General features: G+C 39.2%; 10 protein-coding genes and 2 pseudogenes. 9 read left to right on the top strand and 3 right to left on the bottom strand.

Translation table 11 applies throughout. The annotated features are described in order from the left end of the window. Nucleotides 1–126 precede the first annotated feature (126 nt). Entirely contained in the window at nt 127–735 is a 609-nt protein-coding gene (locus tag MWM02_RS09095) for an NAD(P)H oxidoreductase (protein WP_064551881.1), read from the top strand. Nucleotides 736–1870: 1135 nt separating this feature from the next. Beyond that, on the top strand, nt 1871–2305 hold the full coding sequence (locus tag MWM02_RS09100) for an HIT domain-containing protein (RefSeq protein ID WP_064551882.1): 435 nt from the start codon (nt 1871–1873) through the stop codon (nt 2303–2305). A gap of 276 nt (nt 2306–2581) precedes the next feature. On the opposite strand, the pseudogene pdxR reads toward MWM02_RS09100, so the two are convergent. Together pdxR and MWM02_RS09110 are read right to left on the bottom strand one after the other, a co-directional pair. After that, nucleotides 2582–4050: pseudogene (gene pdxR / locus MWM02_RS09105) on the bottom strand (MocR-like pyridoxine biosynthesis transcription factor PdxR). A gap of 65 nt (nt 4051–4115) precedes the next feature. After that, nucleotides 4116–4901, bottom strand: coding sequence for a PhzF family phenazine biosynthesis protein (locus MWM02_RS09110; RefSeq protein WP_244403510.1), 786 nt, complete (start codon nt 4899–4901; stop codon nt 4116–4118). A gap of 132 nt (nt 4902–5033) precedes the next feature. Here MWM02_RS09110 and MWM02_RS09115 point away from each other — a divergent pair, with 132 nt between their 5' ends. From MWM02_RS09115 to MWM02_RS09140, 6 genes and pseudogenes are all read left to right on the top strand, one after another. Further along, nucleotides 5034–5654 (top strand): LysE/ArgO family amino acid transporter, encoded by a 621-nt coding sequence (locus MWM02_RS09115; RefSeq protein ID WP_244403511.1) that lies wholly within the window; start codon nt 5034–5036, stop codon nt 5652–5654. A gap of 212 nt (nt 5655–5866) precedes the next feature. Next, entirely contained in the window at nt 5867–7006 is a 1140-nt protein-coding gene (locus MWM02_RS09120; RefSeq protein WP_244403512.1) for an aminotransferase class V-fold PLP-dependent enzyme, read from the top strand. Nucleotides 7007–7206: 200 nt separating this feature from the next. Continuing rightward, nucleotides 7207–8031 carry an ABC transporter ATP-binding protein gene (locus MWM02_RS09125; protein ID WP_064551886.1) on the top strand — a complete coding sequence of 275 codons (825 nt, stop codon included), beginning with the start codon at nt 7207–7209 and terminating at the stop codon, nt 8029–8031. Between the two features lie 277 nt (nt 8032–8308). After that, nucleotides 8309–9052, top strand: coding sequence for a sulfite exporter TauE/SafE family protein (locus MWM02_RS09130; protein WP_244403513.1), 744 nt, complete (start codon nt 8309–8311; stop codon nt 9050–9052). Between the two features lie 230 nt (nt 9053–9282). After that, complete coding sequence (locus MWM02_RS09135) at nt 9283–10350, top strand: PQQ-dependent sugar dehydrogenase (RefSeq protein ID WP_244403514.1); 1068 nt, start codon at nt 9283–9285, stop codon at nt 10348–10350. A gap of 323 nt (nt 10351–10673) precedes the next feature. After that, nucleotides 10674–10808, top strand: a pseudogene (locus tag MWM02_RS09140) (DUF3221 domain-containing protein); the annotation flags it as partial. Nucleotides 10809–10930: 122 nt separating this feature from the next. Here MWM02_RS09140 and MWM02_RS09145 read toward each other — a convergent pair. Then, nucleotides 10931–11317 carry a hypothetical protein gene (locus tag MWM02_RS09145; protein WP_064551890.1) on the bottom strand — a complete coding sequence of 129 codons (387 nt, stop codon included), beginning with the start codon at nt 11315–11317 and terminating at the stop codon, nt 10931–10933. Between the two features lie 969 nt (nt 11318–12286). On the opposite strand from MWM02_RS09145, the gene MWM02_RS09150 reads away from it, so the two are divergent. Beyond that, on the top strand, nt 12287–12595 hold the full coding sequence (locus MWM02_RS09150) for an ArsR/SmtB family transcription factor (protein ID WP_064551891.1): 309 nt from the start codon (nt 12287–12289) through the stop codon (nt 12593–12595). The last annotated feature ends 12 nt before the right edge of the window (nt 12596–12607 follow it).

The following is a 12607-nucleotide window of genomic DNA, read 5'->3' on the forward strand; positions in this document are numbered from 1 at the left end:
AATTCTTACACGTCTAACGGGGTATAATAACTAAAGGAAGAAGCTTATCATTTGATAATAAATGAAGAATAATTGTAATTTAAAGATAGTTCATCAAAAAATAGTTTATATTTAGGAGCTGGTTATATGAAAGTGTTAACCGTTGTCTCGCATCCCAGAAGAGAATCCCTCACTTTTGCGATTGCCGAGCGTTTCATTCAAGGATTAAAAGATGCTGGACATGAAGTGGAAATTGCGGATTTGTACGGTGAAGAGTTTAATCCGCTGTTATACGAACAAGATGAACCGGATTGGGACAACCCTAATAAGACATATTCTCCGCGTGTTCATGCAGAAATGGAAAGATTGAAAAGAAATGATGGTTTAGCCTTCATCTTCCCGTTGTGGTGGTATTCCTTACCGGCGATGGTAAAAGGATATATAGATCGGGTATGGAACTATGGTTTTGCTTATGGAGGAGCGCATCTTCCACACAAAAAGGTATTGTGGATACCGCTGGTGGGAGAGACAGAAGAAAGTCTGAAAAAAAGAAATTTCGATACGATGATTTCCCATTATTTGAATGTTGGTTTAGCAGGTTATACAGGCATTCCGCAATCGGAAGTGGCCTTTCTGTATAATACGTTAGCTGAAGACATAGAAAATGAAGAAGAAATCAAAAGGCATTACAAGAATCTTTTCAATCAAGCGTATGAGCTAGGGAATACATATAGCCGTTCATTAGCAGAAAAATAACCATGGTACATTGTGTACCCATCTGATTTTTTCGGTTTATGAATACAGGCCAATGTTCAATAGTGAAGTGCGCATACCCACAGTGCAGTAGAAGTAAAAAGCTTACCGCTTCAAGATGCACTCAAAGCTCTCTAAAATAGGTGGCGATAATCAACGGAAACGATTTTATCCTTATGCTGCTAGGCAGAGTCACTGCGATTTTCTTTCGTAGTGCCTCTGTTTTTTTATTGCGCAAAAAGAAGGTAAGAGAGCGCCAACGTAAAAAGGCCACACACGCTTACGAAAGTGGGCAAGTCAACAGGCACGGGGGAAAAAGTATTCAAAGCCATGAAAGAGCCGCAGTACAAACCAAATGCCTTATCAAGTGCGATGATTTCGCAGTGTACGAACAATATTTGGCATGGTCGTACATCATCCACATGCTTCTATCGCTTCACATTGTTTTATGGCAAAATGATTGATGCCATTTTCCATAAAGTGGAAAACCTCAACTATTCCGTATTTGTTGCCACAGACAAAGAAAAATCAGTCGATGATATAGTGGAAAAGGGTAGATGGACTTATTCCCATAAGCGGACTTCTTCAGGAAGCCGCCGATTATATTGACCAATTTCATATTCCTTACGTGACCGGTCCGTATGTCTATTGAAAAAATGTAATTCAGCTTTTTGCCGTTTACAAAATTTTTTATCGAATTCTTGATAAGTTTAAATAGTTACATATGGTTAAAAATAGCAATTTACTATATACTAGCATGTAGATTCGTTGTTATTGTTTACAGGAGTATGGAAATTTATGAAAGGAGAGCGTGGAATAGGAAAAGGAACGAATGCATATGAAAAAAATCATTTATATTTCTTATGACTAAGAATTCTTGCCGCAGCAAATGGTGGCGAAAGTGTATAGCGCTGGCATCGAAGCTCACGGATCAAACCGAAACGAGGTAAAAGAGTTATGAAAGAAGTGGGGATGGCTCTTTCAAAACAGACATCTGACTTATTGATCCTGATATTTTAATAAGGCGGATCTCGTTGGGATATTATTGATCACATTGCCCAGTACCCCCGCCGCATGTGAAACACCTCCAATTGAGTAAAAGATTGATAGAAGAGGAGGGTCGCTTGGTAAAGTATAAATGAGCAAAATGAACAAATGTATATTTTGCGAAATTGTTCACGGTAAGTCTCCCTGCTACGAGATTTATAAAGATGATTACGTAACAGCGTTTCTTGATAAAAATCCGGTAAGCGTTGGTCATACCTTAATTGTCACTAATAAACATATAGAAAGGCTTGATTATATAAAAGAAAAACAAATCGCTAGTGCTTTAATGGATTCCTTGATCATAGTATCCAAAAAATTAATTAAATCCGGAATTTGTGAAGACTTTACAGTACTTCAAGATAACGGATATTGGGCCCAGCAAGATATTAAGCATATTCATTTTCATATTATACCTAGGCACAAGGATGAGAAAATTATTTTGAAATTAGATACTGATGTTGTTGCAGCGGAGAATAAAAATTTACTCAAGACATGGGAGAAAATCAAACAGCACGAGAGTTTATAGGATTGAAAAAGAATAGTTTCGTATATTTTGCATAAAAAGGTATATTTGAGTTGGAAAAAGAAGAGAAAATATGATTTATTAGGTGTTCAGAATTTAAAACATAGGACAGCACCCCGCCGAAGCATTTCTAGATTGGCAAGCTAGAGGGAATATCTACTTTATTTTCATAAGGGTGGTAAAAAACTCCCACCTCTTCATGGAATAAAGGCGGGAGAAGTTCGTTTTTCGTCTATACCATATGACTAAACAAGTTGTTGCGATCGCCCCATGGATTTTTTATGCGATAAAAGAAGGCGATGTGATTAGCTGTCGGATCACTTTCGAAAGACGAAGCATTCCTTTTTCCAAGTCAGCTAAAGAAGCATAAGAATAAGAAAGGCGAAGGTGCTGGGTCGCATGTTGATCATAGACATTTCCCGGATTCAACAGAATTCCCTGCTCTAACGCCTTTGCAAAAAGTTTCCGTATGGAGAGTGAAGGCAATATGCGTAACCATATATAAAAACCGCCCCTAGGAACAGACCAGGTCGCAATGTCGGAAAAATGTCGCTGCAATGAGTCGATCATGACCTCTCTGCGAATTTTCAATTCTTTTCTGACTTTTTCCAGATGTTGATGATAAAACCCACTTGATAGCCATTCCGCAACAGCCCATTGGGACAAGGAGCTTGATCCGTAATCGGTTTGCATTTTAATATCCGCCAATCGTTCAATAACAGGCTTCGGTCCGACTACCCAGCCGATTCTCAAACCTGGGCTCAATGTTTTCGATATGCTACCAAGATATAGAACAAGCCCATTTTTATCGATGGCTTTCAAAGGCGGAGGAGGCGGCGAATCGAGCCAGAGTTCCCGATATACATCATCTTCAATAATCGGCAGCTGCTCTTGCTCGCATACATCAATCAGTTCTTTTCGTCTTTCTTCAGGCATCACGATTCCTGTTGGGTTATGGAAGGACGGGATCGTATAAAGTAATGAAGCATTTTGCCGCTTTTTTTGTTCCGTAATCGCTTTTATTTGAACACCATTTTCATCTAAAGGAAGTCCGAATAACCGCATCCCGGCAGATTGAAACACATGTAGGGAATACAGGTACGACGGTTTTTCCAGAAAAATTGTAGTTCCCCGCTGCAAGAGACCTATTGAAATCAATTGCAATGCTTGCAAAGCTCCCGACACAATTAAAATAGAAGAAGGGGAAGCCTCAATCCCGATGGTTTTCAAATGTCTACTAAGCTGTTCCCTAAGAAAAAGCAATCCTTTCGGTTCTTCGTAACCAAGTGAATCGATACGGTCCGGCAGCCGGTCAATACTTGTTTCATCATCTCACGAGGAAATAAGTCAGGAGAAAGCTCCCCTGTTCCCAACCGGATGATAGTTGGATCAAACTCCGCTTTATTGATTTCCTGTATCGTAGGCAAATTGGGTTGATGAATCCCCGCTTGCACATAGGAGCTCCAATCAGGGGGAGGGGTAGAGGTCATCAAGGACCACGTATTGTTCATCACTTTCGTACCGCTTCCGCTTTTTCCTTCGAGCAATCCCTCTGCGATCAATTCTGCCAAAGCCGCAACGACCGTACTGCGGTTCACTCCCCATGCTTGGGCCAATGTGCGTTGGGGAAGGATTTTCGTTCCTACGGCCCATTCTCCTGTTTCAATCTTTTCTTTTATATATTCTTTGATCTGGATATAGAGAGGCGTTGGCGACGATTTGTCAGGTTTCCAATCCAATTCGATCATGAAAGATTCTCTCCCGTATAAATCCATATATTGAACGAATCTTTAGATAAGGATAAGGTAAGGCATTAAACAAAAAGCTCACCTTTCAAAATCGTGACCGCCTTGCCGGATAATAGGACACGATTGTTTGCAATTTTGACCTTTATCATTCCGCCCCTTGACGAGGCCTGATAGGCAATAAACTCGTCTTTGTTTAATCGGCGCTTCCAGTAAGGTCCCAAACAACAATGTGCTGAACCGGTAATTGCGTCTTCGACAATCCCTTGTGCAGGAGAAAAAAATCGAGAAATGAAATCAAACTTTCCAGAACTTGACCGGCTTGTCACGATTACTCCGCGAATCGGGAGTTGTGCAATGGAATCTATATCGGGTGTGAGATTTTTTACTACATCTTCTGACTCGACTTCGACGATATAATCAAGTTGATTTTTTCCCACGTATTTTGGTACAACTCCCAATGCTTTAATCAGCTTGTCCGGGGCGGTTATTTCGTGATCCGGAGCGGATGGGAAGTCAAGTTCAATCCAACCATTCTTTACAGCGGCGGTGAGTATCCCGCTTTTTGTACTAAAACTTACTGAATGTTCTGCTTTTATGTATCCCATCTCCCATAAAACGTAGGCGCTAGCCAAAGTTCCATGCCCACAGAGCGGTATTTCAGTAGTCGGAGTAAACCAACGCAAGCTGAATCCACCATTTGTATATTCGATAAAAGCAGTTGTTGGCAAATTGATCTCCTTCGCTACTTTTTGCATCCATTCGGCATCCTTTGGTCCCGGTAAAAAACAAACAGCAGCAGGGTTCCCTGTAAATGGTTGATCCGTAAAAGCATTTATTAGAAAAATTTTCATTTCTTCCCCTCCCCATCGTTCTTGTTTCGATTATACAACTTGGTTGGTATAAAATCCATCCAATTGGTCGGAGACAACCATCGATATCCGAGTATAATTGTATTCATAAGTTATACAATCGGAGGGATTGGGATGGTAGCAGCCTTCATTCACGGACTGATTCTTGCGTTTGGACTCATTCTTCCTCTTGGCGTCCAAAACGTTTTTGTTTTTAATCAAGGAGCCCTTCAGAAACGCTTCATCCATGCGCTCCCGGTCGTTCTTACTGCTTCGCTATGCGATACGCTTTTAATCGCCCTTGCTGTTTTCGGGGTATCTCTTGTGATCTTAGGTTCGTTTTGGATTAAAACGATACTACTGAGCGTCGGTATAGTGTTTTTGCTATATATGGGGTGGAGTACCTGGAAAAGTACCCCTGTAAATAACAACAGCGAAGATAGAGCCAAAGAAACTTTTACTCCCCTCAAACAAATTGCGTTTTCAGCATCGGTTTCGCTGCTGAATCCTCATGCGATCATGGACACAGTGGGGGTGATCGGAACTAGTTCACTTCAATACAATGGTGCAGAAAAAATCGCCTTTGCACTTGCCTGCATTCTGGTTTCTTGGGTCTGGTTCACGGGATTGGCTGTGGCAGGCCGGATAATAGGGGAGCTAGATAAATCTGGGCGTTTGATGATGGTCCTTAACAAAATTTCTGCGCTAGTGATGTGGGGAGCAGCGATTTATATTGGAATCACACTGGCGAAATAAAAGTCTTTCGGATTATCGCGTGGAAATGTTAAGGGATAGCGGTTTCATTATTTCCCCGCGAGTGATGTAGCGATGATTGTTTTTCAACTATCGGTAGTATTGCATAACCTTGTAGAGTCATTTAAACATAGTAATAAACTAAAAGGGAAATTGACTGGGAGACCAAGAAGCAGGAGAAACTATTTACGCAGAATCGAAAGGAGGAACCAGGATTGAATCATCCGTATGCCAGTTATCGTTCTTTATTTCCAGTTTTAGCTTCTAAGATCCATCTTGCAAGCTGTTCACAAGGTGCGATATCAAAAACTGTTTTTGAATCTATTGAAGAGTACCTGAATAGTTTACTTACAATGGGGGTTAATTGGAACCAATCAATCCAAGAAGTTGAAAAGGCAAAAAACGGTTTTGCCAAATTAATTGGTGCTGATCCTAATGAAATTGCTGTATTAGGGTCGGTTTCTGACATTTTTTCCACTATTGCTTCCTCTCTTTCTTTTGAAAAAGGGAAAAATAGAATTGTTACTACAGATATGGACTTCCCAACGGTAGGTCATGTATGGCTTGCCCAGGAGAAATTTGGTGCGAACGTGAGTTTTATACCCTCACGCCAAGGAGTCATTCCTATAGAATATTACGAACATTTTGTAACGTCTGATACGCTCATCACATCCATTTCTCATATTTGTTACTACAATGGATTCAAACAAGATATTAAAGCTATTGCAGAAATTGTCCATCGTAAAGGTTCTCTTTTATTTGTTGATGCTTACCAATCAGTAGGGCAGGTGCCCATTGATGTAAAGAAAATGGATATTGACATATTGGCAGCGGGAACTAGGAAATACATGTTAGGTATTCCAGGGATGGCCTTCTTATATGTGAGAACCGAGCTTGCAGAAAAATGGAAGCCACGTGTAACAGGATGGTTTGGACAGGCGAATCATTCGAAATTCGATATCCATCAACTAACACAAGCGCCTGGAGCGCGGCGTTTTGAGACTGGGACACCATCTTTTATCAGCGCTTATGCCGCTGCTGCCGCTATTCGTTTGCTTCTTGAGATAGGAGTGGAGAATATATCTTCTTATCTAAATCAATTAGCTCAATTCGCATTAGATTATGGGCAAGAAAAAGGATTGCAAGTTGTTGGACCTCTATCTGCTGATCAACGAGGCGCCATGACCGCTTTTTATGCAGAAAATGCTAGGCAGATAGAATCCATAATGAAAGAGAGAAATATTATTGTTTCTGCCAGAAACGATGTAATCCGAATCGCTCCCCATTTTTACAATACGCAGGATGATGTTCGGCAGGCAATTGACGAGCTAATAACTGTTCTTAATGCTAAGTAACGGGCAGCTTAATATGAACAGGGTGCCAAAAGAGCCGCAACTTCTTACATATTGCATGGTTTAACGGATAAAAGAAAGATTCTTTTCTTTACGAACAGATGCGAATATTCCATTTAAGAGATGCACTTTCATATTTCCATTGATTCCATCACTAACTTAATTTGTTATAATATTCTTAAAAATAGGAGGTGTAGTGTGAAATGAAAAATATCATAAGCATGAAAAACGTATCTTTGATCAGAGGAAATCGAGTTATTTTAAAGGATATAAATTGGGAAGTAAAAGAAAAAGAACAATGGGTCATATTAGGTTTGAACGGTTCGGGAAAAACGTCCATATTAAATATTGTCACAGGCTATCAATATCCGACAAAAGGGGAAGTTTCTGTTTTAGGCCAGAGGTTCGGACAGACAAACTTGCCGGAGCTTCGGAAGCAAATCGGATTTGTTAGCAGTTCTCTTGACCGTTTTCATCAAACTTTAAAATCAGAAATAGTAGAAGATATCGTGATAAGTGGTAAATTTGCCTCGATAGGGTTATACGAAAACGTGACTAATGAGGATCGTGAACAGGCTGAACAGCTAATGACATTTCTGCGAATCGATCACTTGAAAGGAAAAGCGTACGACACCCTATCGCAAGGTGAAAAAAGAAAAGTACTGATTGGAAGAGCGTTAATGGCAAAACCGGAATTGCTGATATTGGATGAACCGTCTATAGGATTAGACCTTTTAGCAAGGGAAGATATTTTGTCATTAATGAAAGAAATTATTATGCATCAACAATGTCACGTACTATATGTCACGCATTATATTGAAGAAATTATCGAGGAGATGACGCACGTATTGTTGGTAAAAGAAGGGCAAATTGTCGCCGCAGGACGAAAAGAGGATGTGTTGACAGATGAATGGTTGTCAGAGACATTCCAATTGCCGATAAAAGTTCATTGGGAAAATAATAGACCATGGGCTTCTATACATAAAAACATCGGCTCGGCAAAATTTGCGAAGGCAGAATCAAAATAATAAGCAAATAGGCGCATTAAATTTCCATCTGATCATCTCACGAATGCTTCTGGAAAATAAGCAGCTTGAGTCCATCCAAATGTAGAACTCAGGTTGCTTAATTGCCTTTTTATTATACTAAAATTATGAATAAAATGGTAAAAGGATTTATTGACCATCGACAAAGCCGGTTTTCGTGAAATCTTTGTATTTTGAGATGATACGTTAACGGTTTGGGCGGCGGACATATAAGCGATTTTGTAGGAAACAAAAACAGCTTGGGATGAGGGGATTAATATTGGACACGCTGTTTTTCACTCTAATAGGAATAGGAATGATATCTTCTTTTATAGGAACATTAGCGGGTGGTGGAGGATTAATTACTTTGCCAGCCATGATGCTTGTAGGAATACCGGTTCAAATTGGTATTGCGACCAATAAATTTTCATCAGGAATTGCTGCACTGACAAGCGTATCGTACCTATTAAAAAATAAACATCTAAGCGGAAAAACAATCATGATGAATGTCTGTATTGCTCTTGCTGGAGGAGCTAGCGGCGCACTAATTACCTCCAGCATGACAGAACGAACGATGAATATCATCGCTTTAGCCTTACTAATCTTTGCCTTCATTATTACGCTAAAAAACAAGCAGTGGGTCTCTTCTGTTAAGGAAACGGATAAAGATACTGGCATGATTAGTAATATGCTGCCTTTCTTTATAGCTGCTTATGATGGAGGATTTGGACCGGGATCTTCAACCTTTGGAATCTTATACTATATGCATCGAAAAAATGCTTACCCGAAGGCGGTTCAGCTTACGAGAGTTTTGATCCTAGGAAGTTGTCTTGGAGCATTTATGGTATTTTATCAAACAGGATTTGTACAATGGCATTATGCTATTGCGATGGCCATAGGATCAGCAATAGGATCTCAAATGGGCTTGCTTGTATTACCGAAGGTTTCGTTGAAGTTTGCTAAATATTTACTGATTACTATCATTTTTTTATTAATTGGACAAGTATTATTCAAGATTGTTTGACTATGAATAGCCTCCATGTATTAATTTTTCTAAAATGCAATCTTTGAATCTGAAAAAGCAACATTTTCCCAAATATTGTCGAATCGATAAGGAACGAAAAGAAAGCCAAGCGAAATGAATATGCATTGATGCCATTTAATGCTGGGGCGAAATCACGAAACAGCTTCATGAATCCAGCTCAACTTCTCATGGGATGAAAAGTTTTTTAATTGTATTGGGAGGGGAAATGGATGAAAAGATATCCTCTCATCATGATCGGCATCATTTTTCTTTTAATCGGCTGTTCAATGGAAAAACGAGAGGAAAACAGCCGTCAAAATGAACAACAAACAAATTACAACGGCAATATGGAAATCATTGCCCAAGATTTAAGCACACCATGGGCGATCGACTGGGACGGGACATCTTTTTATATTTCAGAGCGGACTGGCTCCATTGTGAAAATTGCAGGAGATGAACAAATTAGGCAGAATCTACATTTAGAAAAGAAGCTTTCAACAGCATCTGAAGCTGGCGTATTAGGCTTTGTGCTCCATCCCGAGAAAAAGAATCACGCTTTTCTTTACTATACATATGAGGATAAAAATGGGCAATTTAACCGTGTTGTCGAAATACGGGAAGAAAATAATGAATGGTTTGAACAAAAAGTGTTGCTTGACCAAATTCCAAGCGGAAATTTTCATCATGGCGGAAGACTAAAAATCGGGCCAGACAAAAAACTGTACATCACCGCTGGGGATGCTACAAATCCGATGATTGCCCAAGACAAGACATCGCTTGGCGGAAAAATTTTGCGAATGAATCTCGACGGCACCATACCGGACGATAATCCTTATCCCGATTCTCTTGTCTATAGCTATGGACACCGCAACCCACAAGGCTTGGCATGGGATGAAACGGGCCAGCTTTATAGCTCTGAACATGGCTCGAGTGCGCATGATGAAATCAATTTAATTAAACCGAAAGGAAACTATGGCTGGCCTTTTATTCAAGGAGATGAAACGCAAAACGGAATGATCACTCCATTGTTCCATTCGGGTGATCATACTTGGGCGCCATCTGGAATTGCCTATCATAATGGAATTTTGTATGTTGCGCAGCTGCGGGGAGAAGGTGTTTTGGCGTTCAATTTAAAAGATAAAACATATAAACAAATCGTTTCCAGCGTAGGGCGCGTGCGGGATATATTCATATTGGGTGATCATTTATTTTTTGTCACCAACAATACGGACGGAAGAGGGGTTCCAGCCAATCATGATGATAAGCTGATCAAAATTGCCGTTCCAAAAGCGTTTTGACGCAATTTCTATATATTATAGTTTTGAGCAAATTCACGGGAGACAATCATGCCACATAGATGCGGTACCATCGGAACTAAAAAATTTCTTCGTTGCAGCCAGACAAGATTGCCAGTGGGGTATCGAGGATAAAATGGTTCAATTTGGGTTGCGATCCAGAATTGACCGATAAAGAGAACTTTCTTAACTTAAAAGGGAAAATGGCGGGATGGTTGAAGAAAAGGAATTATGCTCTTGATTGCATGTGTAACTGTACAGGCCTGTGTTATTGAAGAACGGAAAGATAAATATGTGTGGTTTTTATTATATTATAGACCAATAAGATGAGTAAGCTATGGATTAAGGGATTCGGCGCTTTAAAGGGAATAAAAAATGGACAAAAGGTAAAAGTATGGTATTCAGAAATTTTAGAATCGTACCCGGCCAAAGTCAAAGTTTTAAAGATTGAACCGTATTAATGTGACAGCATCGGGTGTCATTGATGCAAAAATGATGGAATGGCTGGAAGCAGGACACAAGAAAATGGCCAATGATCTCCAGAGCAGATCGCTTTCTTGTTTTTCATCAGCGAAAGTTGTTCTTAAATTGTTGATTTACCCCATAATCCATTTATCACTATTACATATAAAGTAGGAATGACGGATGCGAGTAACAGGAAAATAGGGAACAGTTTATAATAAGAGTTTAATAGGCGAATGGATTTAATATAAAAATAGAGCGCTGCCACTAATGCAGCATAATATGCTGGGAAGAATACCCAAGGATTAAGTTTCTCTTGGCTCCACCCGATTGTCCAACCAATTCCAATCACTAATAGCAATAAGTTGAAGCCAACAACGGATAAAGCAGCCCATTTTAAATCGCCTTTCGTTTTGCATACGCTCGTTATGGCGATGCCTAATGTAATAAGGATTAACATCATTAAAATAGATTTGTACACATCAGGACGATCATGTAATTCCACCATACCAATGATCCAATATAAGATAGTAACCGTACAGCTGCACAAACTAATGACTATCCAACTTATCTTTCTGATTTCAACCACTCCCTTTGACGTAAATGTGAAAATAATCGTTTTTTAGTTCAAAATACATTTTATGAAAAATGAGTTAATTGACAATCGTCAATTTTTCCATTCCCAAACGAATGGTACTTTCCAGTTGATTTTCTCAGTTGGCATTCTTTTGGACATAGGTATGGCTTTCCTTTCTCTGGAATGTTTTTGCAGAAATACTCTTCCTTTTTTTTTTCGGGCTAGTAAAAAATACTTTGCGTAAAATTTATACTGTAAAGTCTGTAAATTATTTTTAATCCAGCTTGTCGACAAAGTCGACAAGCTGAAAGATGCTGAACAAAAAAATCAGCGTCTTTTTTATTTTATGTTATTATTGGATTATATTGTATTAAATAGTGTAAAGAGGAGGAATTGTTCTGTTTAGGTATTTGTCAATGATGTTATGGATATTTAGTATTTTCATGGTCGCGTTTTCTAAAAACCCAGACGGGTGTTTTTGGCAATTAAAAAATGCATGAAATGGCAAATAAGAATATTCAATGATCTGTATAAAATTTCATACCTGTTGTCGCTTGACATGGAGCCTCTGCGGGCATGCTTTCTGGCAAAGGGGGCAAGCCACAGGACTTTGCAAGGCATATAAGCCTATCATACCCGCCACTCCATGTAAAGCGGTGAATATGCAATAAATTATGCATATCCTTAATTGCCAAACACTACAATTCTTAATTGCCACTAACAAAACATCCCCCCTAAATTGGCATGTCCCCACTTGAGTGGTCGAATGCAAGCATTATTATGGGTTAAATCACCCATTTTCATCAAAAATATTTTCTAAACTTTACAAAATAACAAATAAAAACTATAATATATATAAACATATGATCATATATAATAAATAAAGTGAGGGAAATCATCATGAAGATGGAAGACCATTCTTTCTTAAAATCTGAAACTATTGAAAATGTATCGCAAATATTTAAGGTATTATCCGACCCGACACGAATCAAAATTCTTTATTTGTTATCGCAAGAAGAGTGCAACGTCAATCATATAGCAGAAATATTGGAAATGTCTCAATCAGCCGTTTCACATCAGCTGAGTATGTTGCGAAACCTGAGATTGGTGAAGTATCGTCGCGAAGGGAAAACGTTATTTTACTCCTGCGCTGATGAACATGTTATTTCGTTATTAAAACAAGCCATTGACCATTCTGAACATCATTAAGGAGGCGTTTTA

The sequence above is a fragment of the Parageobacillus sp. KH3-4 genome, from assembly GCF_022846435.1.
GTDB lineage: Bacteria > Bacillota > Bacilli > Bacillales > Anoxybacillaceae > Parageobacillus > Parageobacillus thermoglucosidasius_A.

Excerpts from the sequence above, each read along its gene's own strand:
- MWM02_RS09145 (WP_064551890.1), bottom strand. The coding sequence starts at position 11,317 with ATGGTGGAATTACATGATCGTCCTGATGTGTACAAATCTATTTTAATG.
- MWM02_RS09095 (WP_064551881.1), top strand. The coding sequence starts at position 127 with ATGAAAGTGTTAACCGTTGTCTCGCATCCCAGAAGAGAATCCCTCACT.
- MWM02_RS09100 (WP_064551882.1), top strand. The coding sequence starts at position 1,871 with ATGAGCAAAATGAACAAATGTATATTTTGCGAAATTGTTCACGGTAAG.
- MWM02_RS09150 (WP_064551891.1), top strand. The coding sequence starts at position 12,287 with ATGAAGATGGAAGACCATTCTTTCTTAAAATCTGAAACTATTGAAAAT.
- MWM02_RS09135 (WP_244403514.1), top strand. The coding sequence starts at position 9,283 with ATGAAAAGATATCCTCTCATCATGATCGGCATCATTTTTCTTTTAATC.
- MWM02_RS09110 (WP_244403510.1), bottom strand. The coding sequence starts at position 4,901 with ATGAAAATTTTTCTAATAAATGCTTTTACGGATCAACCATTTACAGGG.
- MWM02_RS09115 (WP_244403511.1), top strand. The coding sequence starts at position 5,034 with ATGGTAGCAGCCTTCATTCACGGACTGATTCTTGCGTTTGGACTCATT.
- MWM02_RS09125 (WP_064551886.1), top strand. The coding sequence starts at position 7,207 with ATGAAAAATATCATAAGCATGAAAAACGTATCTTTGATCAGAGGAAAT.